We start from the raw sequence: 25,186 nt of genomic DNA on the forward strand, positions 1-25,186 counted from the left end.
GTACCCATATATTTCAGGGGTGATTCGACGATGTTGGATAACCAAACCGGCATTAAATCTCTGCTGAGGGTACTATTTTTAAAGTGGGTTTATAAACACGTAAGCGCTGCCTTTTATGTCGGTACAAACAATAAAGCCTATTTTAGAGCACATGGCTTAGCCGAGAGGCAATTATTGTTTGCGCCGCACGCTGTTGCTAACGAACGTTTTGCTGAAAGCAGAAAAACGGAAGTTGACCAATTACGAAAAAATCTAAAAATCAACAAGGATGAAATACTTATACTATTTGCCGGCAAATTGGAAACTAAAAAATCGCCGCATATTTTGTTAGACGCATTTTTAAAGCTTAACATGCCACATGTACATTTGCTGTTTGCAGGTAGCGGTGAGTTAAGCGGTGCTCTTCAGAAAAAGGCCGCAACTAATAAAAACGTGCACTTTGCTGGGTTTCAAAATCAATTTTATATGCCTGTAATCTACCAAGCTTGCGATATTTTTTGTCTGCCCTCAAAAGGCCCCGGAGAAACCTGGGGACTTGCTGTAAACGAAGCCATGGCATGCAGTAAGCCAATTGTTGCAAGTGATAAAGTGGGCTGCGCAGTTGATTTAATAAAACAATCAAATGGTATTACATTCCGAAGCGAAAATACAGCTGAATTGACAGCCGCTTTAAAAACGCTTACTGCTGACAAAACGCGGCTTTTAAAAATGGGCGCCCGATCAGCACAAGTTATCCGTAATTATACTTTTCTATCAATTGCGACAGCCATCGAAACTCAATTTACGCAACATTAAATCTATCTTGCGTATAACATGTAATTAATGAACAAGAATCTGTCGTTTGAACGTTTAATTCTATTGAATGTACCCTGGATATTGGCGACATTGCTAAAATCGGATCCATTGGTATCATACTATATCGCTTGGCTTGGTTCGTTTTTTATATTTTTTGCCACATTAACGGGTTGGGTAAAAGCTTTACCAACGGACATGCCTATTGCTTCGCAATTGATGCGCCCGATATTCTCGGTACAAATTATTTTTGCCGGCTATACCTGTTGCACCTCCATATTTTATTTCTTGAATGAATTGGGATATAATAATTTGAGCACTGTAAAAAGTATTTTTGGGCTGGACAGTGAAAAGCTATACATAATTGCGCAATGCCAGCGATATTATTGTCTGGGGCATGCAGCTTTCGTCAGCGGTATGCTATGCTTTATGAATTATCCCATAAAACTAAAATATCGTGTGGAAACGCGTAGTCAAAGTGATTTAATTTTTCATTTTGCTATTATATGCCTACCGTTATCTATACTATTTACCAAAATACCAGGCTTGTCCCAATTTTCAAACCAACTAATTTCACTCAGTTTTATAGCTGGAACTTTAGCCCTTGCATTTGCCATTCCACAAAAAAAACTATGGTATACGATAGTTTCTTTAGGTCTATATTTTTCGAACTTTTATACTGCCTTAACATCCGGATTTAAGGAGCCTATCATAATCAGCATATTAGTACTAGCTATATTTCTATATCCAACCTATAAGAAAATTGTGCTAGCTGTTTTTATACCAGTCATATTTTTGCTATTCTTTTTATTGCCCACATATGCCACTACATTTCGGGCGAATGCGTGGTCAGGTGATGCGTCTGCCGATGAGGCTAGCGAATTAGCGCTTCATGCAGTGTTAAATTCCGGTGACGAAATAGACGAAACTAATTGGGGCTTTCTTGTTTATCGATTAAGTGAAATAGACATGTTTACTACTTTTGTACAGTCTACTCCGCAACAAATACCCTTTTATAAAACAATGCTAATGAGTCAATCACTCACCGCTCTTATTCCCAGAATATTCTGGCCCAAAAAACCGAATACAGAGGCTGTGATAATGGAAAGAGTGTACGATGCTGGTGTAGTCAACCGGGCATCGTCCGTGTCTGCTAAACCAGCTTTTATTGTTGATGCTTACTTGTCTTATGGCGGTTTTGGAGTATGGTTATTTCTATTTATCTACGGGGCGGTTGCACAATCTATTTCCATCAAAGCCGAGCGCTTATTCGGTGGATACTTGCTGGGCACAGCCCTTATTTTCGCCGGATTGTTTCAGGTATTTTGGCGTGGCTTAAGTCTTGAATTCATTATCAACACAGTTTTTTGGAGTTATATAACTATGCTTATCGTCGCTTGGCTCTTACGTTACAAGAATATATTAAAACCTGCTTAGCTCACCCAAACAATCACAACTTCCTAGCTAAGCACTGCCTTTTTGCTAATGTTGCCCCGACTAACTTGGTCAGCTATTTACTACCAATCAAGAAGGTATTCCCAACCCACTTTGAAAAATAAGACCATATGTCCCGCTTAGAAATATACTTTCACATCCAAGACTTAATAAATTATTAGATAATCAAAAGCTTGTAAAATAACAATAACAGACGAGTAACAATATTGTTACTGACCAGATCGATACCAACAGTGCTATAACCTGTTTTACGGCAGATATGACAATTAACTCATTGAGAAATTTATATAACTGATCAATCAACAGGGAGTTTAGTTTAAAATCCAAAAAAACGAGATAAGGCAAATGATGAAAATTGTTTTTGATAATATAATTGCTAAATTACAGATTCGGCAACAATTGAGAACTATTGTCAAAACGTCCGAAATAGCCATCGCCCGTTTGAGTTGAGTATTGCTCAACGGTAGATTAAATAGCCTATTTTTAAAATTCTCTTTATTAAAAAAAAGTCAACGGAAGAAAAAACGTTCATAATATCGACATCTTTGATTGTAGGTGTATGTTATGGAGATGTTGAACACCTGATTCCGGGCCAAACTTACCAGGCAATTAGCTGACGCGGGGCGTGCAGCAAACGCTATAACAGCGTGTACAAAAATTGTTATTTAAAAGGTATTTTCATTAGTAGCTGGTTTCCGGTTCAACGTTACGTTTTCTTCTCATAGATTCTCCCTTCAGTTCGATGCGGTGCGGTGCGCATCGTGAACGATCCAGTCCGGGATCGCATCAGCAACCGTTTTTTCACCGATCACTTCAAACCATTTGCTTACCCGGTAGCTGTGAGGTTATTATCAGCGAGGTCTTGCCATGCCGATCTTCGATCATTTCCATCAGCGCAGCCCTGCTTTGTGCGTCAAAAGGCTGGATACCGAAGTCATCCAGTGTGAGCAGCTGTGTCCTTTCCAGTTTAGCCAGTTCTTTGCTATAGGAGCCGTCTGCCTTAGCCATTTTTAGTATAGTGATAACTTAGGCGTGCTGGCATAAAACAATCTGTAGCCGAGCATACAGGCCTGATAGCCGATTGCAAAAGCCACATAGCTTTTACAGATACCGGTGCTGCCAGTAACCGGTATCTTTTTATTGCGATCAACAAAGGTACAGTCTGCCAGGCGCATGATCCGGTTACGGTCAATACTCCTGTCGGCATAGTAATAAACGTCCTCTACAAAGGCTTTATAGCGGAACTTGGCATATTGTATCTGCCATTCTATACGCCCATTTTGCCGGCCGTCCCATTCTGCAAGTTATGGATACAGTAGCTAAGCGCACGCTGGCAGGCCATCGTTAAGCGCTCGTTCCCGGCTTTCTTGGCGATGCCCAGCACTCCCAAGCAGGATTTAATAGGCCTTCTCCGGGTGTTGCTTCCGGTCAAGGATCTTAAGTATATACAGCCGCACATCCTCATGGATTGAGGCTGCCCAATCTAAGAACTTATCAGGTGTCCAGTCAGTTACAAAGCGGTGTGTAGTAGCCATGTGGTCTTAATCGATGGTATATTAGTAATATTTTTCAGGGTCGAGTTGTGATTCAAATTCTTCACTGTACGACACCAGTGAAGCAGTTATTTGATAAACTCCAAATCAAGAGACAGAACGTTGATATCGTCTGCTTGATACTCCGACCTTAAAAATTGTACAATATGCTTGTAGGATGTATCAAATGGGATCCAGGTCCCTTTTGCCAGACCCTTACCTATCATTTCCTGTATATCATCATTGTGCTTTTTTAAAAAGCACAATCAAATTTCTTTGTCGCTGTTCTGCGCCGCTTAAAATATTGACTATCGCCATGGCTGTGATAACCCTCCACCTTTGATTAATTTTCTCCTTGCTTCATAGGCTCTATTTTGTAATACGTCCGGATATTCATTTATCGCTCTGGCATCTTCCTTGTTTCCAATCGCATGATTTGCCATGCCACTCCAGCGGCTGGGTTCCCATGACCTCTTCACTGACATTTCTTTTGGAACTCCATCTACTGTAACTCGCAGATACACGTACATAAGGCCACCCAGTGTAATTTCGAGGTTGTTTCAAAAAAACAACAGGCCTATACTTTTTTCTAACATAGCGACACATTTAAAAGGTGAATAAATATCGAAATTCGGCTAATAAAAATCAAGACGTTTAGCGCAAGAACATGTTGTATGTCAATAAATTACAACATGTTCGACTCGTCTTTTTTTCGAAAAAAACGACGCACTAAAGATTTTCGAATTCTAACATATTTTAACGATTCCCGGAAACGAAAAAAGCCTGTAATTCATTGAATTACAGGCTTTTGATGTGTTTTGATTATCAATCTGGCGGTGAGGGAGGGATTCGAACCCTCGGTACAGTTTCCCGTACGTCAGTTTAGCAAACTGATCCTTTCGGCCTCTCAGGCACCTCACCGTATTTTTGCTACACTTCCCTTTTTTCAGGGATTGCAAATATAGTAATTCGCTTAAGCTGTCAAAAAAATAAATCAGATTTTTAATAATCAATCCGTACGTGGTAAATACTCATCAACATCCGCTTAAAGATCTGTTTAATGGTTTCCAGATCCTTTAAAGTTATATTACTGTCTTTCAGTTGGTTTTGATCGAGCTTGTATTTAACAATGCGGTCAACCAGTACACCTATCGATTCTTCGTCGGGCTCTTTTAAGGAACGCGATGCTGCCTCAACCGAGTCGGCAAGCATCAAAACACCCGCCTCTTTTGAGAACGGAACCGGCCCCGGGTACCTGAAAATATTCTCATCGACGAACTTTTCAGGGAAATTTTTCAAAAACGACTGGTAAAAATAATCAACCCGGGTGTTTCCATGATGTGTGCGGATAAAGTCGATAACAATTTCGGGCAGGTTAGCCTTCCGGGCCATTTCTATGCCTTTACTTACGTGGCGAATAATAATTTGAGCGCTCTCTTCATAAGGCAGTTTATCATGCGGATTAAACCCTGAGTTTTGATTCTCGATAAAGAAAAGTGGGTTTTCCATTTTACCGATATCGTGATACAAAGCCCCTGCCCTCACCAATAATGCGTTACCTCCAATTGCAAATATGGCGTTCTCGGCCAGGTTGGCTACCTGTAATGAATGTTGAAAGGTACCGGGAGCGCTAAATGCCATATCACGCAATAACTTCGCGTTGGTATTGGTCAGTTCTATCAGGGTGATATCTGATGTAATGGCAAACACTTTTTCAAACGCGTAAATGAGCGGGTAAGCCAGCAACGTTAACATTACACTTACAGCAAATGGCACAAAATCAACCCAATCGATACTGGTAAAAGATCCTTCGCGGGTTAATGAAATGCCCAGGAAGGATACAAAGTAAGTAAAGGTGATAATAAGTGCCGAGATCAGGAATTGCTCTCTGCGGATAAGATTTTTAATACTATAAATAGATACCATACCCGCTGTGATCTCGAAAAAGGCAAACTCAAAGCTGTTTGGCACAAAAAAGCCTGCAATTAGTACTACCAGCAAATGAATGTTTAGGGCTAAACGAGTATCAAACAATATCCGGATGATGATTGGCACAATACAGTAAGGGATGTAATATAAATTGGGCAACTGTAGCTTTAAAGCCAGCGAAAGTGTTGCCAGCATGGCCGTTATTACCAGCAGTATCAGGCTCACCAGCCGGTTATCATCAAAAATGTCCCTACGGAAAAGGTAAAGGAACACCATTAATAAGGTAATGGCGATACCAACCAATAAAAATTGACCCAGCAATACCAATTTACGGTTACCGTTTATTCGGGCGTTATCTTCAAAAGCCTTTTTGTACGAAGCCAGCTTTTGATAAGCTTCATCATTAATAACCGACCCCTTGCCAATAATCGTCTCCCCCTTTTGCACCATCCCTCTTGTTATAGAAAGGTTGTCGGTCACCTCCTCTTCCAAATGAGTTGTTAATTTAGAATCATAGGTAAGGTTAGTTTGCACCCTGTCTTGCACCAGGTTAAGTAAAAAGGCCTTATCAAGGCCGGGTGTTTTACTTATTATAAAATCGCAGTAAGCTATAGCGCGCTCGCGCGTAAACAGGTCTGAAGTGTTTCTTTCTACAGCAACGTTGTGGTCAAGTATGGTTATAGGGTAATTGGGGCTTTTGACCTGGTATTTTGCATTCAGTTTTAGCACGCCTTTATCGTATACATAGGCAAGTAGCTCTACTCCCTTTCGCAGATATTCGGGTTTAAGCTTATCATTAATACCAGCATTATGCCATTTAACTTCAAGGTCGTTTTTAAAACCTTCGGTTAATTGAGCAACCATTAAGTTATCACGCTGATATATTGGGGTAATGGTGGCAAGCGCGGCGCGCTTATCAGCCTCAATTTCCTGGTTGGTTTTTAGTATGGCGAAGTTGTAGGGCGATATCAGGTCCTTTTGGCTCCAGATGCGCCCTTTCTCATACTCGTAACCAAATTTGGCCTGCTTTGGTAAAGCATATACAATTACGGATATACTCACCAGCATCATAAAATATTTAACATTAAGTGCGTATTTGCGCAGTAATGCCTTTTGCCTTGACGTTGAAAGTTTTGCCATTGATATATATCTCAATGGTAAAAATAATATAAGTTTCGGTTATATGCGTTTTTTCTTGTTTTTATCAAATCAAAGTTGATATCTTTATGATATCATTTTAAATCAATCAAAACCATGAATACCGAAAAAGTTATCACAGCACCATCGGGCTATTTAGCCTTTGTATTAGTATTAGTACTTATTGCAGGCGCAGCCCTTTGTTTCTGGGCAGAACAGCCCGCTATAGGCGCCATTATTTGTGTCATCAACTTTGTTTTTATATTACCAGGGCTGGCTATTGTCAACCCTAATGAATCTAAGGTGCTTACCTTATTTGGTAAATACACCGGCACCGTTAAGCACGACGGCTTTTTTTGGGTAAACCCTTTCACTGTAAAGAAAAAGGTGTCACTGAGGGCGTTTAACCTGAACGGACAGCAGCTTAAAGTGAACGATAGCGTGGGCAACCCTATCGAGATTGCTGCAGTTATTGTATGGCAAATAAAAGATACGGCCAAAGCGGTATTCTCTGTAGAGAATTATTTGCAATATGTTAACATACAAAGCGAGGCAGCGGTGAGGCATTTAGCTAACTCTTTCCCTTATGACCATATCGAGGATGAAAATGCCAGCATTACTTTGCGCGGCGGATCTGACCAAGTGGGTATCTTACTGGAAAAGGAACTGAATGAACGCCTTGACCGTGCGGGGATTGAAGTTTTAGAAGCCCGCATCTCGCACCTCGCTTACGCACCCGAGATTGCCCATGCAATGCTGCAACGCCAGCAGGCGTCGGCCATAATCGCAGCCCGCAGGTTAATTGTAGAAGGAGCTGTAGGGATGGTTGAAATGGCACTGACTAAAATGGAGGAAAAGAATATTATCGAGCTGGACGAAGAACGTAAAGCAGCCATGGTAAGCAACCTGCTGGTAGTGCTTTGTGGTGATAAAAGTGTATCACCCATTGTAAATACAGGCACTTTATACCACTAAGATGAACGAATTCAGAAATTTCGACCAGGTAAAAACCGCTGAGCTATTTGTTAAAAGGCACAAGTGGTTTTTTCCCTATTTCGAGTTAACAGACGGGCAGTTTGTTTATGGTAAATTAAGTTATAAAAACAACTATAAACGCTATGCGATAATAGAAACAGCCGATGGGTTTTGGACCATTAAGATGAAAGGCCTTTTAAAACGTAATTTATTAATTAACAAGGGCGACGATGAAACCATTGGTACATTAATACCTGCTACCTGGAAAAGGGACATATTACTCGAAATGGAGAACGGCTTTAAAGCTACTTATCTGTACAAAAAGTTTTTTGCCCGTTCGCTCACTTTGAGCCACGACATGTACGGTGATATCATCAATCTGAAGCAGGAATGGTGGAGTTTCAGTAAACCGTTCACGGTAACGTATGATCCTTCCGTAAAAACAAACGATATGCCACCCATCCCTTTATTAGCATTAATTGGGTTGCATTTAACACTGATACGACAAGCGCAGGCTGCAAGCTAAAAATATGGCAGAGAAAAAGGCATTTGTATTAAGGATCAACCCCGATGTGCTCAAAGAAATTGAGGCCTGGGGTGCCGACGAGTTCAGGAGCACCAATGGGCAAATAGAATATTTGCTGCAGCAGGCACTGAATGACCGGAAGAAATCTGCCCGGAAGAAAAAACAAATTTGATATGCATGCATAATAAATTTGCCTTTTCTCGTTAAGCTTTAAACAAATAAGCTAAATTTGGCCACCAATTATTTAAGACAATTTCATGAAAGAAGTACATATCGTATCAGCCACACGTACACCTATTGGCAGTTTTGGTGGCGGCTTGGCAGCATTATCAGCAACGCAGTTAGGCGCTGTTGTTATCAAATCGGCGGTTGAAAAGGCCGGATTGAAACCTACCGATATCCAGGAAGTGTACATGGGTAATGTGCTATCAGCTAATTTGGGCCAGGCACCCGCAACCCAGGCAGCTGTTTATGCAGGCCTTCCTTATTTACCGGCTACTACGATTAATAAAGTGTGCGCATCAGGAATGAAGGCCATTATGCTGGCCGCCCAAAGCATTGCCAATGGCGATAACGAGATTGTTTTAGCCGGCGGTATGGAAAGCATGAGCAATGTACCCTACTATTTAGATAAGGCCCGTAACGGCTACCGCTTAGGGAACGGTCAAATTACCGACGGATTGGTTAAAGACGGGCTTTGGGATGTATATAACGATTACCACATGGGGTCTGCTGCCGAGCTCTGCGCGGTCGATTGCAATGTAACCCGTGAAGAGCAGGACGCATTCGCCATAGAATCATACAAACGGGCACAAGCTGCACAAAGCGCGGGCAAGTTCAATAATGAGATAACACCGGTTGAGTTAAAGGATAAAAAGGGCGAGGTTACTTTATTCAGTACTGACGAAGAACCTGCGGCTGTAAAGTTTGATAAGATCCCTACATTGAAACCGGTATTTAAGAAAGATGGCAGCGTTACAGCAGCTAATGCATCAACCTTAAATGACGGTGCTTCTGCATTAGTGCTGATGAGTAAAGAAAAAGCCGAAGCTATGGGTATTAAACCCTTAGCCAGGATAGTATCATTCGCCGATGCACAACAAGCACCCGAATATTTTACTACCGCTCCGTCTAAAGCAATCCCGCTGGCTTTAAATAAAGCAGGATTAGCTTCAGAACAAATAGACTTTTTTGAGATCAACGAGGCATTCTCGGTAGTATCTGTAGCCAATAACAAAATATTGAAGTTAGACCCTGCAAAGGTTAACGTTAATGGTGGCGCTGTGGCTATCGGCCACCCGCTGGGGGCTTCGGGCGCGCGTATCATTGTAACCCTCATAAATGTTTTGCAGCAAAACAATGGGAAGTTTGGGGCAGCCGGCATTTGTAACGGCGGCGGCGGGGCCAGCGCAATGGTTATCGAAAACTTAGTATAATTGCATTTGCAATAAGTCGCCCTAATTATCGTAATAAATATTAATGAAAAGTTTCTTTTTAGCCCTTGCCTGTTTTTTTATATGCGGTGTTTCGTTTGCTCAGAATCCGGCGGGCAATCAAAACACTAAACAGTTAAACATCTACCGCGACAGCCTGATCTTGTTAGGTAAAAAATTTATCAATGACACGGTAGATCTGGAACGAAAAAGCGCCAACTATGCCTTTATTAAAACACTGGTTAGTGCTTTAATGGTTCCAAATTCGTTTAATTACTCTTTCGATTCGGTAAAAAGCGTTAGTGTGATGAATGCGCCGGATAATAAGTTCCGCATATTTAGCTGGCACATTATGAATCAGGATGGTAGCTACCGTTTTTACGGTACTATCCAAATGAATAACGGCGACAAATTGCTAATGTATCCGTTGGAAGATTACTCGCCTTTGTTAAAAAACCCGGAAGATTCTGTTACCGATAACCATAAATGGTATGGCGCGCAATATTACAAGATCACAAGCGCGGGCAATCCCGCAAAACCTTACTACGTACTGTTAGGCTGGAAAGGAAACACTGTCAAGTCTACTAAAAAGGTGATCGAAGTACTTTCATTCGGGGCCGATAACAAACCTCTTTTGGGCATGCCTGTTTTTGATGGTAACAGCAAAACGCGTAAACGGATAATTTTTGAATACACCCGCCAGGCGTCGATGCTGTTGCGTTATATACCGGGGCAGCAGTTAATCGTTTTTGATCACCTGTCCCCTCCCGATAAAAAGATGAAAGATCAGCCCGAAACCTTCGGCCCGGATCTGAGCTACGACGGCTACCAATTAAAAAATGGCAAATGGGCCTTTGTAGAGAACCTGGACATGCGCAACATCCCTGAAGATAGGGACGCTGAACTGGTTGACCCTAAAAAACAGGCACTTATTGACAAAAGCGAAGTACCTGTATCAAAAAGAATTAAACAGTAATTACGCTGCTCAAATCCAAACATTACAGCGAGGCTTGTAATAATTTCGGTATAAAATTTCGGTTTAAGTTAATTATAGTATTTTAGGCAAAAAAATAGTTTTAAAAGTATGGTAGAAAACCTACAAACAACAGTCCCGGCAAAAAAAAAATCAAGATTCCCAAGTAGTGTTCCGTTTATCATCGGTAACGAAGCGGCAGAGCGTTTTAGCTTTTACGGGATGCGTTCTGTACTCACTCTGTTTTTAGTAAAACAATTTTTCAATCCGACAGATAATCCGCTATTAACCGATCAAGCTAATGCTCACGCTAATAAGCTACACCATCTGTTCGTGATGGTGGCCTACGCCTTGCCATTTGTTGGCGGCATGGTGGCCGACTGGTTTACCGGTAAATACAAGCTTATTCTATATGTATCTATAATATACTGCATCGGCCATTTAATGCTGGCAACTTTCGACGGCGGTCTTAGTGGCTTTGAATTAGGTTTACTTGTGGTTGCCATTGGTGCCGGCGGTATTAAATCATGCGTATCGGCTAACGTTGGCGATCAGTTTGATGCCACCAATCAGGATCTGCTTTCTAAAGTTTATGGCTGGTTCTATTTTAGTATCAACGCAGGCTCTATGATCTCGACCGTAGCTATTCCATGGACTTATGAGCATTTTGGGCCTAAGTGGGCGTTTGGTATTCCCGGACTTTTGATGGCGCTGGCTACCCTTATATTTTTCTCGGGCCGCAAAAAATATGTGAAAGTTCCGCCGCAAGGCGTTAACCGTAACAACCTGGTTTTTATAACCTGGTATGCGCTAACACATTTAAGCCAACGCAAACCGGGGCAACCCATATTGGATATTGCCAAAGGCCCCTATGACCCTGAACGCGTTGAAGGTGTAAAAGCGGTGTATCGAGTTATGACAGTATTCTTTTTCGCGCTTGCATTTTGGGCAGTTTGGGATCAATGCTTATCTGAATGGACGCTATACGCAGAGAAGATGGATCGTGTTATTAATCTTGGTTTTACCCAATTTACCATATACCCTGGTCAGCTGTCAACTTTCAACACCATATTCCTGCTGTTGTTTATACCATTTTTTAATTATGTAGTATATCCATGGTTTGATAAACGGGGCCTAAAAACAACTCCATTACGCAGGCTTGGTGCGGGCCTTGTGCTGACAGCTATATCATTCATAGTAATCGGCGTTATACATACCAGCCTTGATCACGGTGGTTCGCCATCTATTTGGTGGCAGGTACTGGCTTTTCTGATATTATCAGCCGCCGAAGTACTGGTGTCTATTACCGGGTTAGAATATGCTTACACGCATTCGCCAAAATCTATGAAAAGCACTATGTCTGGTATCTGGTTTCTGGTTGTGTCATTTGGAAATTTGATCACCGCCGTTGTAAACGGGCTTATTGAAGGCGGCGGCTGGTGGGCAACAAACTTAAAAGGTGCAAACTACGAGTGGTTTTTTGTAGGATTTATTTTAGTTTTCATCATCTTATTCTTGATTATTTCACCAAGACTTAAAGAGCGAAACTACATTACCGATCCTTACGTCGATAACAAAGCCGCAGCAGAAGCGAATAGCTTGTAAATAAAAAATACCGATAAAGCAGGGAAGCAATCCACTTTCCTGCTTTTTTATTTTAAAGCCGTACTATTTTAAATTATTTTAGCGGCGAACGTTTTAACTGTACATCTATTAATTCTGCCTTAAGTGCCCGATAGCATTGTAATTATACCTACGTATAACGAAAAAGAAAATATTGAGCGGATGATTCATAAGGTATTCTCTTTACCTCATGATTTTCATTTGCTGATAGTTGACGACGGCTCTCCCGATGGCACCGGCACCATCATTAAGGCCTTACAGCGTGATTATCCTGAGCGATTGTTTCTGGAGGAACGATCTGGTAAACTGGGATTAGGTACCGCGTACATCCACGGGTTTAAATGGGCCATCGAACGCCATTACGACTATATTTTTGAGATGGATGCCGATTTTTCGCACAACCCAGACGATTTGCTGCGGTTACGCCAGGAATGTATTGAGGGTGCAGACGCGGCTATAGGTTCAAGGTATATTAAAGGTGTTAACGTAGTTAACTGGCCAATGAGCAGGGTGCTGATGAGTTATTTTGCATCGGTATACGTTCGGTTTATCACAGGTATCGTTATCCAGGATTCAACCGCCGGCTTTATGTGTTATCGCCGTAAGGTACTCGAAACTATCGACCTGGACAAGGTAAAATTTGTAGGTTATGCTTTCCAGATAGAGATGAAATTTACTACGATCCAACATGGCTTTAACGTGGTCGAGATACCAATCATCTTTACCGATCGTACGGTAGGCACCTCCAAAATGTCAAAAGGGATCTTCAAAGAAGCCGTCTTCGGCGTACTGCAAATGAAGATCAACAGCTGGTTTAGAAAATACCCCATACAAAAGATATAAGACTTTAAATGTGAGATCAGTCGAATTTTAAGTTTCTTGTCTCAAATCTAACACCTCATATTTCAGGTCTTCCAAATAAATACTAATTTCGTTGGCAATGAATGAAAATCTTGACCCCGACCGGGAAAACCTCTCTGCTGCCGAACGTGATATAGAAAAAGTGTTGCGCCCACAGGCATTTGAAGATTTTACCGGCCAGCATAAAATATTAGCCAACCTGCGCATATTTGTACAGGCAGCGCGCCAGCGTGGCGAGGCGCTTGATCATGTGCTGTTGCACGGCCCTCCGGGTTTAGGTAAAACTACCCTATCGCACATCATCGCCAATGAAATGGGTGTAGGTATCAAAATCACATCCGGCCCGGTATTAGATAAACCAGGCGATCTGGCAGGCCTACTGACCAATCTGGAAACCGGCGATATCCTTTTTATTGACGAGATACACCGTTTAAGCCCGCTGGTTGAAGAGTATCTTTATTCGGCAATGGAGGATTTTAAGATAGATATCATGCTGGAAAGTGGACCTAACGCTCGCTCTGTACAGATCTCGCTTAACCCCTTTACCCTCGTGGGTGCAACTACCCGTTCGGGTTTACTAACAGCACCGCTGCGTGCGCGCTTTGGCATCAATAGCCGCCTGGAATATTACGACGCAAAATTATTAACTACTATTGTATTACGGTCGGCAGCTATCTTGCGTACACCTATCAGCGACGAGGGTGCTTATGAGATTGCGCGCCGCAGCCGTGGTACGCCACGTATTGCTAATGCTTTGCTACGCCGTACCCGCGATTTTGCCCAGATAAAAGGCGATGGTAATATTGATACTGCCATCGCAAAATATGCTTTGAACGCCCTGAATGTGGATGAACACGGACTGGACGAGATGGATAATAAGATCCTCAGCACAATCATCGATAAATTCAAGGGTGGACCTGTAGGTTTAAAAACAATTGCTACAGCAGTTGGCGAAGAAGAAGGAACGATTGAAGAAGTTTACGAACCATTTTTAATACAAGAAGGCTTTTTAATGCGCACGGCACGCGGCCGCGAAGCTACCGAAAGCGCGTACAGGCACTTAGGTAAGATAAAATTGGGAGGCAATCCGTCGTTATTTTAAAAAGAATAGGCATGTTCTTAAAATGATTAATAATTGTTAAACAATTATTAATCAGCGCATTATAAACGTGTAAAAATTACACGAAACGAAAATTTATTAACATTTAGATATTTTTGGCTTGCAACTTCTGCATTTTTTGCTGTACTTGCATTCACCAAATACTACCTATGTCTGAGTTGGTTTTACCTTGCGAAAAAGAGTTGCTTTTGCAGGTGGCCCGTGGTGATGAGCATGCTTTCAGTTTGCTTTTCAACACCTACCACCATCATTTAGGTACCCATATTTTCCGGATCACCGATTCGTTAGAACTTGCCGAAGAAGTGGTACAGGATGCATTTTTAAAGATCTGGCTTAACCGCGAAACACTTACCTCTGTAAATAATTTTAAGGCTTACTTATTTGTGGTTTCCAAAAATCACGCGCTAAACTGTTTACGCAAATTAGCTAAGGAGCGCATAGTTCAAAAAAGTATTGAGAATATTGAGTTAATTTCAAATACGCCCGAAGTAATTGAGAATAACGATTATTATAACTTGCTTGACGAGGCTATAGACCACCTGCCGCCGCAGCAACAAAAGGTTTACCTGTTAAGCCGTCATGACAGGTTAAAGTATGATGAGATAGCCAGCAAAATGGGCATCTCACGCGAAACCGTTAAAAAATATTTGCAGGTAGCTACACACTCTATTACCAACTTTGTACAGGCAAACCACAATGCCGCGGTGATAATTTTGGTTGCCGGAATATTTTTTTAAAAAAATCGACAAACCTATACCCCCTTTTTCATCCCCTGTTGTGTCTTATAGTTAATACGGCTCCCGGCCCTACAACTACCAATTATTGAACAACATTTAGAATGGACACATCCCGATCAAGGTTATCGTACCTTTTTAACTGCTATTACAGCAAAACGGCCACTCTGCAGGAGCGCGACGAACTTTTTGCTTTAATAGCAGCCGGGAAAAAAGATGATGCACTATCTGAACTCATCCGCACCGCCTGGGACGACCTCCATTTAACTGCCCCGTTGTTTACCACTAACCAAACAGATCAAATTCTTCAAAATATTTTAACTGCTGCAAAACCTGTTGGTAATATACCTAACGCAAGGCCACATCCTACCTTTCTCCTTTGGACCAAACTTGCTGCGGCGGCTATAGTTCTTTTCTTTTTAAGTTTTGGAGCTTATCTATATCTGTATCAAACAAAAGCACCCGTCAAAACCCTTGTAGCCAAAAATAAAGTAGCACTGCATGATGCCCTGCCGGGTAGCAGTAAAGCGCTGTTAACCCTTGCCAACGGCAATACCATTATATTGGATAATGCTAAAAACGGCACACTGGCTAAACAAGGCAATACATTGGTTAACAAAACCGATGATGGCAAACTGGTTTACAACCTATCCAATATTGGCGATAAAGACGCTGCCGTATCTATCAATACCATAACAACCCCACGTGGTGGTGAGTACCAGATTATTTTACCCGATGGTACCAAAGTTTGGCTGAATGCTGCATCTTCATTAAAATTCCCTACCCGGTTTACAGGAAATTCCCGCGATGTTGAGATTACCGGAGAGGCATACTTCGAAGTAACCAAGAACAAATTAATGCCCTTTAAAGTAAAAACCAACCGCGCAGAGATTGAGGTTTTGGGAACCCATTTTAACGTAATGGCTTATGACGACGAAAGCCTGATGAAAACAACCTTATTGGAGGGTGCCGTAAATATAAAAAGTGGCACATCAACCTACAAGTTAAAACCCGGCGAGCAGGCACAGGTTAACGCGACCGGCAATACCAACGTAACCAATAATATTGACGTTGACGATGAAGTTGCGTGGAAGAACGGCATATTTCAGTTTCGTGATGCGGGTATAGATGTGATATTGCGCCAGGCATCTCGCTGGTATGATATCGATATCACCTACAAAGGAAAGCTAACGACGAAGGAATTAAATGGAAGGATATCCCGCAACGTAAAAGCGTCGGCATTATTAAGCATGCTAAACTATAGTGGCGCAAACCTGCATATTGAAGGTAAGCATATCATTGTAGAATAAATTAAGCCAAAAAATAACATCTATATATACCAATTATTCACCTTAAAAAACACATTATGACGGAAGAGATACACGGAGCAAGTTAACCAATGGCGAGCCCGGTTGTGCAGTACTCAATTCATACAGGCACATCTTTTAGATAAAAAAAACCGGGAAGTGTTTCGACCCACTTTCCCGGCTATATATCTGGGTTCACCAACCATCGCAATAGACGAATTGAAACTTAATGTTTAACCCAAACTCAACAAACTTATGAATTTTAATTCTAAGACCGTGCCTGTGGTATGGTCTAAACTTTCCAAAATTATTTTGGTTATGAAACTCACTGCTATTTTAATAATTGCAGCCCTCACAAACGTTAGCGCAAAAAGCTACAGCCAGGTGGTATCTCTCAAAGAACGGAACACATCTGTTGCTAAAGTTTTACGCCTGATAGAGAAGCAAACAGGTTACCATTTCATGTATGACAAACGTGACATGTCAAAGGCAACCGCATTTAATATCGATGTTACCAACGTACCGTTAACCGATGCTTTAGATAAAGCATTTAAGGATCAGCCACTCACCTACAAAATTTTCGACGAAACCATCGTGGTTAAAAAGAAAGATGAGACCAGCACCACGCAGTTTGCGGCCGTTGATGTAACCGGAACAGTCACAGACGCTAAAGGCCCGCTGCCGGGTGTAAATGTAAAGTTAAAAGGTACCACAACAGGTATCACTACAGATGCTAATGGTAAATACAAGCTGACTTTACCTGACGGCAACGGAACATTGGTGTTTAGCTTTATTGGCTACACCACGCAGGAATTACCTGTTAGCGGCCGTACCACAATTGATGTGGTAATGGCCGAAGTGCCAAAAGCACTTAACGAGGTAGTTGTAGTAGGTTACGGTACCCAAAAACGGGTAGACCTTACCGGTTCTGTAGGTAGCATTAGCGCAAAAACCCTACAGGAGCGCCCCCAAACCAACCTGGAACAAGAATTGGGTGGTAAAATTGCCGGTGTAAACGTATCATCAAACTCGGGCGAACCGGGTGGCGATACCAAGATCCGCATCCGTGGTTACAGCTCTATCAATACCAATACAGATCCTTTATATGTTGTGGACGGTATAGTGTGGACTGCAGGCGGTAACGCAATTAACCCTAACGATGTTGCCAGTATCGACGTACTGAAAGATGCTTCATCAACAGCCATTTACGGTACACGTGGTGCAAACGGTGTTATTTTGGTAACCACCAAGCGTGGTGCTAAAAACCGCCCAAGTACAGTAAGCTATGATGCTTACGTAAGCGTGGGCCGTATGGCAAAAGAAATTCCGGTGCTCAATTCAAAGCAGTTTATGGCTATTGAAGATCAGGCATATGCCAACATCCAAAAATACGACCCTGCCGGATGGGCAGCCGGTAACTATGCCAGCCGTAACCCTGTACTGCAAAGAACAGCGTTGATAGGCAAGCTGTTTGATAGTAACCTTAACCCATTATACGATGTAGACTGGCAAAAGGCAACTACCCGCACGGCTTACAGCCAAAACCATAACCTGTCAGTAACAGGCGGATCTGAGAATACTAATTTTGGTTTGTTCCTGAATTACGCGAACGATCAGGGTATCATCCTTAATAGTTCACTGCAACGCTACAACGCTCGTTTAACACTTGATAACCAGGTAAAACCATGGTTAAAAATTGGCGCTACACTAAACTATAACACACAAGACCAACGCTTAGGCAGCTATGGTACAGGCGGTAACAATATCCCGCGTACCATGATAGAGATGCCATCATTCATCCCTGTCAGATACCCTGATGGCACATACGGTAAAAGAACCGATTACCCTAACTTAGAGGGTGGCGACAACCCGGTTGCACAGGCTTTAGAAATTCAGCGCTTGGCGCGTGTGCGTGTATTTAGCGGTAATGGTTATGCCACTATCAATTTGTTAAAAGGGCTGGAGTTTAAAACAGTAATAGGTGTTACTAATGCCGCTAACTACTACCCAAGCTCAAGCAGTGGTTTAGTAGGCGGCCCTACTGCCGATCAATCGTACAGCAGTGCTTCTATTAGTGAGAACAACAACACCTTCTGGCAATGGCAAAACTACTTTACCTACAACACCAAGTTTGATAAACATACTTTAAACTTTGTAGTAGGTACAGAGCGTCAAAATTTCCAGCAGTTAAGTCTGGGGGCATCTACCCGCAGTTTGTCTGATAATTTTTATCAATATTATAATTTAGGTGCAGGCGGTATTCCTGGCCAACCATCATCAGATTACACGGCATGGCAGCAACAATCCTACTACGGCCGTGTTAACTACAATTACAACGAAAAATACTTGCTAACTTTTACAGGCCGTACAGATGGATCATCCCGTTTTGGTCAGAATGTTAAATATGGTTTCTTCCCATCTGCTGCGTTAGCCTGGAGGGTGTCTCAGGAAGATTTCCTGAAAAACAACAAAACTATATCTGATCTTAAGGTAAGGTTGAGTTATGGTTTAACAGGTAACTCAGAAATAGGTCAGTATCGTTCTTTAGCCAACATCAATACCACTAACTATGTGTTTGGCGGAACCCAGGCAATTGGCACCAACTTAACCAGCATTGGCAACCCGGATTTGCAATGGGAAAAGACTGAAGAGTACGATTTAGGTGTATCATTCGGTTTATTTAACAACCGGGTTACCTTAGAAGCTGATGCTTATTTGAAGAAAACAAAGGCACTTTTGCTAAATGCTCCTTTACCTGAAACAAGCGGTTTTACCAGCGTGTTTAAAAACATAGGCCAGCTTGAAAACAAAGGTTTGGAGTTGACTATTAATACGGTAAATGTTAAAAGTGATAATTTCACCTGGAACTCATCTTTTAATATTTCTTTCTTAGCCAATAAAATCTTGGCATTAGGTTCAGCAAACGACGATATTTTCCTTGACCCCACGTTCCTCTCTCAGTTTAACCTGATGCGGGTTGGGCAACCGGCCGGCTCATTCTACGGTTACAAAGTGTTAGGCACCTGGGGTACTGCAGAAGCAGCACAGGCGGCAACTTATGGCTTGCTACCAGGCGATCTGAAGATACAGGACACCAATAATGATGGTAAAGTTTCTGCTGCTGATAAAATCATCCTGGGCAGGTCTATCCCTAAAGGTTACGGTACATTCAGTAATACGTTTACCTACAAAAATATTGATTTGGGTGTTGACTTGCAATTTAACTACGGCAACCAGATCATGAACTTAACGCAGCACTCTGCACAGGATCGTATTGGCCAGGCAAACAGCTATGCTACCGTATTAAACGCATGGACACCAACCAACCAAAACACAAACATTGCAGAAAGCCGTCCGGCGTATGTGCGTTACCAAACAGAGATCTACTCTACCAAGGTGGAGAGTGGCAACTTCATCAGGGGCCGTGCTGTAACTTTGGGTTACAACTTTTCAGACAACCTGGTTAAAAGAATCAAGCTGAGCCGTTTAAGGCTTTACGTACAAGCTCAGAACCTATTTGTAATTACTAAATATTCAGGTTATGACCCAGAGGTTTCTACCTACAACGGTAACGTTGCTTTTAACCAAGGGGCACCGAGCAACTTTACCCAAAACATCCAATTCTTTGATTATCCAAAGCCAAGGGTATTCTTGTTGGGATTAAACGCAAGTTTTTAATTAAATGTTAGCATATATATTATGAAATTTAACTTAAAAAAATACGGGATCGGTTCTTTAATACTGATCCTCACGATATGCTCAAGCGGCTGTAAAAAATATCTTGACGAGAAGAACAACAGTAATTTCGTTAAAGACACCTACTTTCAGAATGCTTCGCAGGCACGGACGTTTGTCAATGGTATTTACACCTCTTTATACTTTTTTCAAAACGGCGATGCCTACGGCGAAAGCCCGTTTATCACCATTGAATTATTTGCCGGCCACGCTACCTCATTGGGTCAAAGCGTTAACAATGGCAATGTAATCAACCAGCGTACAGATGCTGTTAACCCCGGTTTTGAAACCGTTTGGCGCGGCAGCTATAACGCTATAGCCAATGCTAACCTGGCTTTAGAGCAAATACCAAATGTGGCAATGCCTGATGCGGACAAGAAAAAGCTTTTAGGCGAAGTTTACTTTCTGCGGGCATTCTTTTACTACCACCTGGTTAGACTGTATGGCGATGTACCATTAGTTACAAAAACGGTTGGTGTATCTGATGCTGACCTTTATCCTTCACGCAGCCCGGTTGCTTCTGTTTATGACCTGATCATAGCCGATTTAACTTTAGCACAGGCCTCTGGTTTAGCAGCTACCGACCAAACCGGTAAAGTATCATTAGGCGCTGTAAACACTTTATTAGCAAGTGTATATTTAACTACTGCTGGTTTCCCGTTGAATAAAACGGAGAACTACGCTAAGGCGGCCGCTACGGCAGAGTTGGTGTTACCATCTTATACCTTGTTTGACAATTACCTTTACCTGCATGACAATGCACATAAAAACCAGGGCGAACTAATTTTTCAGAGCCAGTATTTGGTGGGTGTTCGTGATAACGCCATTCCTCAGCTTACGGTACCGTTTAATCTACCGGTAGGTGCTTACGGCGATCACCTTGGTGCAATGATTCCGACAAACCAGTTTTTTAATAGCTATGAAACAGGCGACTTACGCACACAGGAGCGCCAATTCTACTTCTCCAGCTATCCCCAAAATGGCGCACCAGCTAATACTATAACATTTGGTGTACACGCGCTGTACAAATACTTTCACCTGGAAAGTGCTTTGGGTAATGGTATCAGCGATGAAAACTGGACCTTCTTAAGGCTACCCGAAGCTATGCTGATCTATGCAGAAGCAAGTAACGAGGTTGGCGGTCCTAATACAAAGGCATTAGCGCAAGTTAATGCGATCAGGACGAGGGCTAAATTATCTTCACTTACTGCCGCTTTAACTAAAGATCAGTTCCGTGAAGCAATCTGGAAAGAGCGTTACCACGAACTGGCCTACGAAGACAAAGCTTATTTCGACATACAGCGTACCCACAAAGCATACAATGTGGTTAACAACACCTTTGGCGAGGCAACAACTACGCCTACCGAGCAGGGTGTAACCTTCAAGTCACAATATTATTTGTGGCCGGTACCGCAACGCGAGATCAACACCAACAAAAACCTCACACAAAATACAGGTTGGTAACAAAATGATTATAAAAGACTGGCAATAACCGCCAGTCTTTTATATTTACGGTCGATTTGTATCTAAAATCAAGTTTAAGTTCCTTTTCTATGAAAAAAAGTTTCCTTTTTTTATCCGCTATTCTATTTTCGGCGCAAACCTTCGCACAAAACGTAAACAAAGTAACTGATCCTGTAGAATGGATTAACCCTTTAATGGGCACTCAATCTAAATACGACCTGAGTAATGGTAACACCTACCCTGCCGTTGCCGTGCCATGGGGCATGAATATGTGGACACCCACAACCGGCAAAATGGGCGATGGATGGCAATACACCTATGATGCTTATAAAATAAACGGCTTCAAACAAACCCACCAGCCTTCCCCCTGGATGAATGATTACGGTCAGTTTGCCATAATGCCGGTGACCGGTAAATTAAAGGTATCGCAAAACGGCCGCGCCAGCTGGTTCTCGCACAAGGCCGAGGTTGCTAAACCGTATTATTACAGCGTTTACCTGGCTGATCATGATGTAACCACTGAAATGACCGCTACCGAACGTGCGGCACAATTCAGGTTCACCTACCCAAAAGCCGATAGCTCATTTATCATTGTGGATGCTTTTGATAAAGGCTCTTATATAAAAGTTATCCCGGGCGAGCGCAAAATTGTAGGTTACTCTACCAAATACGCCCGCGGTCCGCTAAAGAATTTCAAGAATTACTTTGTGATCTATGTAGATAAACCGATCAGTACATCACAGGTTTATAACGATACAACCGTAGCAAATGGCCAGGAACTAAACGCCAAACATGTAATGGCTGTGATAGGTTTTAAAACCGCAAAAGGAGAAAAGGTGCATTTGCGCGTTGCCTCATCATTCATTAGCGAAGCGCAGGCCGAATTGAACCTGAAAAGGGAAGTTGGTACCGATAGCTTTGATATCACTGAACAAAAAGCAAAAACTATCTGGAACAATACCTTAAACCGCTTACAGGTTGAAGGTGGCAGTATTGATCAGATACGAACATTTTACTCCTGCCTTTACCGGATGCTTTTCTTCCCAAACAAGGTGTACGAGCTTGACGCTAAAAATCAGCCCGTACATTGGAGCGCGCAAAACGGCGAAATTATGCCGGGTTACAAATTTGCAGGAACAGGCTTTTGGGATACCTTTCGTGCACTTTACCCTTTCCTGAATTTGGTATACCCCTCTGTCAACAAGGAAATGCAGATGGGTTTGGTTAACGACTATAAAGAAGGTGGCTGGCTGCCGGAATGGAGCAGCCCGGGTTACTCTAATGTGATGGTGGGTAATAACTCAGCTTCAGTAGTTTCTGATGCTTATTTGAAAGGTGGCCGCGGTTACGATATCAGTACCCTTTACACGGCTTTAACGCACGGCGCCAATAACGACGGCCCAAATGCAACAGGCCGCGATGGGGTAGATTATTATAATAAATTAGGCTATGTTCCTTACGATGTAAAGATTAACGAGAACGCTGCCCGTACTTTGGAGTACGCTTATGACGATTTCACCATCTACAAATTAGGAAAAGCTTTAGGTCGCCCTGCTGCAGAAACCGACGTTTACAAAAAACGCAGCATGAACTACAAAAACCTGTTCGATCCATCAACCGGTTGGATGCGTGGAAAGAATAAGGACGGCCAGTTTCAAAGCCCGTTCAGTCCGTATAAATGGGGTGATGCCTTTACCGAAGGTAACAGTATGCATTATACCTGGAGCGTTTTCCACGATATACAAGGTTTGATTGACCTGATGGGTGGCAAACCTAAATTTGTAGCCAAGTTGGATTCTATCTGGACGTTACCGCCAACATTTGATGATAGCTATTACGGCGAAGTGATTCACGAGATCCGTGAGATGCAGATAGCCGGCATGGGCCAGTATGCGCACGGTAACCAGCCTATCCAACACATGACCTACCTATACAATTATGCAGGCGAGCCATGGAAAACCCAGCTGCATGTACGCGATGTAATGAACAAATTATACAAACCGACACCTGATGGTTACTGTGGCGATGAAGATAACGGCCAAACATCAGCCTGGTATGTTTTTTCGGCAATGGGCTTTTATCCGGTAACCCCGGCCAGCGATCAGTATGTGTTAGGTACTCCCCTGTTTAAAAAGATCACCCTCAATTTAGAGAATGGCAAAAAGGTGGTGATCAACGCACCAAACAACAGTGCCGATAATAAATACATTAACACTTTGGATGTAAACGGCAAACCTTACAATTATACCTGGCTAAGCCACAAGGCCTTACAACAAGGCGAAGTGCTCAACTTTAATATGTCGGCAGCGCCAAATAAAACAAGAGGTGTTAAAGCGGCAGATGTACCCTATTCACTATCATTAGAGAAATAAGATAATGAAACTTTTAAGGTTATTATCAATCTTGCTGCTAACATCGGGTGCTCTTTCATCAGCTTCAATAGCCCAAACACATCCTGCGCTTAAAGCAGACACGGCTACGCTAACCCCTGATATGTCCAAAAAACAAGTTAAGCCGGTGATGCTGAGTAACCTTAAAATAGGAATAGCAGGCCTGTCACATGACCATGTACACAATGTACTTAACCAGTACAAGCAGGGCCTGGTAAATATTGTAGGTATTGCCGAGGCGAACAAAGAACTCCGCGCGCGTTTTCAAAAGCAATACCAGTTACCCGATTCATTATTTTATGACGACCTTAAAAAAATGGCATCCGAAAGAAAGCCCGACGCTGTGTTGGGCTTTAACCCGGTTGCAAAACATATTGATGTAGTAGAGATCTGCGCACCATTGGGGATCTCGGTTATGGTCGAAAAACCGCTCGCCGCTACCCTGACCCAGGCCAGGCGCATGGAGTTTTTAGCACTTAAATATTATATTAAACTGCTTACCAATTACGAAACTACCTGGTACCCATCCTACCAGCATGTTTATAACATGGCTGCTAACGATAGCTTGGGCACTATTCGTAAAATTGTAGTACATGACGGCCACCAAGGGCCAAAAGAGATTAAATGCAGTAAAGAGTTTGTAAGCTGGCTAACCGACCCTGAACTGAACGGCGGAGGCGCCCTGATTGACTTTGGCTGCTACGGTGCTGACTTGATGACCTGGTTGATGGAAGGCCAGCGACCTATAGCTGTAACGGCTGTTGCCCGCCACTTTAAGTTGCAGGCATACCCGAAGGTTGAGGATGATGTAAGTGTAATTATTGAATATCCAACGGCAACCGGTATAATAGAAGCCTCCTGGAACTGGCCTTTTTCTATCAAAGATCTGGAAGTTTTTGGTGATGACGGCTACATGCACGCATTAGATAACACAAACATTGTATCCCGATTAAATCAAAATGTATCTACCCTAAAAGTGGCCAATAATATTATCCCGCCAATGGATAACCCGATCAGTTACCTGCAAACCGTACTGCAAAACCGGCTGGTCGGGCTAACCGACAGATCATCGCTCAAATACAATATGATGGTAATGGTTATATTAGATGCGGCCAAAAGATCTATCGCCGAGGGTAAGCGCATCGTGCTTTAATTATAAGTTCACTTTTTTATCAACGCTTTGACATTTGCTGCGTAATA

At 42.4% G+C, this 25,186-nt stretch carries 21 protein-coding genes and 1 tRNA gene; 16 read left to right on the forward strand and 6 right to left on the reverse strand.

What is annotated here, in order from left to right; all coding sequences use genetic code 11:
• Nucleotides 1–30: 30 nt before the first annotated feature.
• Together IDJ76_RS16565 and IDJ76_RS16570 are read left to right on the forward strand one after the other, a co-directional pair.
• Nucleotides 31–795 (forward strand): glycosyltransferase family 4 protein, encoded by a 765-nt coding sequence (locus IDJ76_RS16565; protein ID WP_224746375.1) that lies wholly within the window; start codon nt 31–33, stop codon nt 793–795.
• Nucleotides 796–822: 27 nt separating this feature from the next.
• Nucleotides 823–2,229: an exosortase Y-associated Wzy-like protein gene (locus IDJ76_RS16570; RefSeq protein ID WP_191164602.1), complete on the forward strand. Its 1,407-nt coding sequence runs from the start codon at nt 823–825 to the stop codon at nt 2,227–2,229.
• A gap of 831 nt (nt 2,230–3,060) precedes the next feature.
• On the opposite strand, the gene IDJ76_RS21030 is transcribed toward IDJ76_RS16570, so the two are convergent.
• The 6 genes from IDJ76_RS21030 to IDJ76_RS16590 form a co-directional block, all read right to left on the reverse strand.
• Nucleotides 3,061–3,255, reverse strand: a complete 195-nt coding sequence (locus IDJ76_RS21030; protein ID WP_262892230.1) for an ATP-binding protein — start codon at nt 3,253–3,255, stop codon at nt 3,061–3,063.
• Nucleotides 3,256–3,257: 2 nt separating this feature from the next.
• On the reverse strand, nt 3,258–3,518 hold the full coding sequence (locus IDJ76_RS21035; RefSeq protein WP_317173975.1) for an ATP-binding protein: 261 nt from the start codon (nt 3,516–3,518) through the stop codon (nt 3,258–3,260).
• A gap of 126 nt (nt 3,519–3,644) precedes the next feature.
• Complete coding sequence (locus IDJ76_RS16580) at nt 3,645–3,782, reverse strand: hypothetical protein (RefSeq protein ID WP_191164604.1); 138 nt, start codon at nt 3,780–3,782, stop codon at nt 3,645–3,647.
• A gap of 305 nt (nt 3,783–4,087) precedes the next feature.
• The gene (locus IDJ76_RS21255) at nt 4,088–4,309 is read right to left on the reverse strand and encodes an Arm DNA-binding domain-containing protein (RefSeq protein WP_394367929.1); all 222 of its coding nucleotides are present in this window, start codon (nt 4,307–4,309) and stop codon (nt 4,088–4,090) included.
• 301 nt (nt 4,310–4,610) lie between these two features.
• Nucleotides 4,611–4,700, reverse strand: a tRNA-Ser gene (locus tag IDJ76_RS16585).
• Nucleotides 4,701–4,781: 81 nt separating this feature from the next.
• Nucleotides 4,782–6,848 (reverse strand): HD family phosphohydrolase, encoded by a 2,067-nt coding sequence (locus IDJ76_RS16590; RefSeq protein WP_191164606.1) that lies wholly within the window; start codon nt 6,846–6,848, stop codon nt 4,782–4,784.
• Nucleotides 6,849–6,962: 114 nt separating this feature from the next.
• On the opposite strand from IDJ76_RS16590, the gene IDJ76_RS16595 reads away from it, so the two are divergent.
• The 14 genes from IDJ76_RS16595 (at nt 6,963) to IDJ76_RS16660 (ending at nt 25,139) form a co-directional block, all read left to right on the forward strand.
• Nucleotides 6,963–7,820, forward strand: a complete 858-nt coding sequence (locus IDJ76_RS16595) for an SPFH domain-containing protein (RefSeq protein WP_191164608.1) — start codon at nt 6,963–6,965, stop codon at nt 7,818–7,820.
• A 1-nt stretch (nt 7,821) separates the two neighbouring features.
• Nucleotides 7,822–8,346, forward strand: a complete 525-nt coding sequence (locus IDJ76_RS16600) for a hypothetical protein (RefSeq protein WP_191164611.1) — start codon at nt 7,822–7,824, stop codon at nt 8,344–8,346.
• Nucleotides 8,347–8,350: 4 nt separating this feature from the next.
• Entirely contained in the window at nt 8,351–8,518 is a 168-nt protein-coding gene (locus tag IDJ76_RS16605) for an Arc family DNA binding domain-containing protein (protein WP_191164613.1), read from the forward strand.
• Between the two features lie 85 nt (nt 8,519–8,603).
• Nucleotides 8,604–9,782 carry an acetyl-CoA C-acyltransferase gene (locus IDJ76_RS16610; RefSeq protein ID WP_191164615.1) on the forward strand — a complete coding sequence of 393 codons (1,179 nt, stop codon included), beginning with the start codon at nt 8,604–8,606 and terminating at the stop codon, nt 9,780–9,782.
• Between the two features lie 43 nt (nt 9,783–9,825).
• The gene (locus IDJ76_RS16615; RefSeq protein WP_191164617.1) at nt 9,826–10,755 is read left to right on the forward strand and encodes a hypothetical protein; all 930 of its coding nucleotides are present in this window, start codon (nt 9,826–9,828) and stop codon (nt 10,753–10,755) included.
• A gap of 108 nt (nt 10,756–10,863) precedes the next feature.
• Nucleotides 10,864–12,357: a POT-type proton-dependent oligopeptide transporter gene (locus tag IDJ76_RS16620; protein WP_191164619.1), complete on the forward strand. Its 1,494-nt coding sequence runs from the start codon at nt 10,864–10,866 to the stop codon at nt 12,355–12,357.
• A gap of 123 nt (nt 12,358–12,480) precedes the next feature.
• A complete protein-coding gene (locus IDJ76_RS16625) occupies nt 12,481–13,218 on the forward strand; it encodes a polyprenol monophosphomannose synthase (protein ID WP_191164621.1) in 738 nt (245 codons plus the stop codon).
• A 97-nt stretch (nt 13,219–13,315) separates the two neighbouring features.
• Nucleotides 13,316–14,338: a Holliday junction branch migration DNA helicase RuvB gene (ruvB, locus tag IDJ76_RS16630; RefSeq protein WP_191164623.1), complete on the forward strand. Its 1,023-nt coding sequence runs from the start codon at nt 13,316–13,318 to the stop codon at nt 14,336–14,338.
• 167 nt (nt 14,339–14,505) lie between these two features.
• Nucleotides 14,506–15,093 (forward strand): RNA polymerase sigma factor, encoded by a 588-nt coding sequence (locus IDJ76_RS16635; protein WP_191164625.1) that lies wholly within the window; start codon nt 14,506–14,508, stop codon nt 15,091–15,093.
• Nucleotides 15,094–15,194: 101 nt separating this feature from the next.
• Nucleotides 15,195–16,400 carry a FecR family protein gene (locus tag IDJ76_RS16640; protein ID WP_191164627.1) on the forward strand — a complete coding sequence of 402 codons (1,206 nt, stop codon included), beginning with the start codon at nt 15,195–15,197 and terminating at the stop codon, nt 16,398–16,400.
• 252 nt (nt 16,401–16,652) lie between these two features.
• A complete protein-coding gene (locus tag IDJ76_RS16645; protein ID WP_224746376.1) occupies nt 16,653–20,075 on the forward strand; it encodes a TonB-dependent receptor in 3,423 nt (1,140 codons plus the stop codon).
• Nucleotides 20,076–20,096: 21 nt separating this feature from the next.
• Complete coding sequence (locus IDJ76_RS16650; RefSeq protein WP_191164629.1) at nt 20,097–21,596, forward strand: RagB/SusD family nutrient uptake outer membrane protein; 1,500 nt, start codon at nt 20,097–20,099, stop codon at nt 21,594–21,596.
• A gap of 89 nt (nt 21,597–21,685) precedes the next feature.
• On the forward strand, nt 21,686–23,968 hold the full coding sequence (locus tag IDJ76_RS16655; RefSeq protein WP_191164631.1) for a GH92 family glycosyl hydrolase: 2,283 nt from the start codon (nt 21,686–21,688) through the stop codon (nt 23,966–23,968).
• A 4-nt stretch (nt 23,969–23,972) separates the two neighbouring features.
• Nucleotides 23,973–25,139, forward strand: a complete 1,167-nt coding sequence (locus tag IDJ76_RS16660; RefSeq protein WP_224746377.1) for a Gfo/Idh/MocA family protein — start codon at nt 23,973–23,975, stop codon at nt 25,137–25,139.
• The last annotated feature ends 47 nt before the right edge of the window (nt 25,140–25,186 follow it).

Origin of the sequence: Mucilaginibacter glaciei (genome assembly GCF_014773245.1) — a bacterium.
Taxonomy (GTDB): Bacteria; Bacteroidota; Bacteroidia; order Sphingobacteriales; family Sphingobacteriaceae; genus Mucilaginibacter; species Mucilaginibacter glaciei.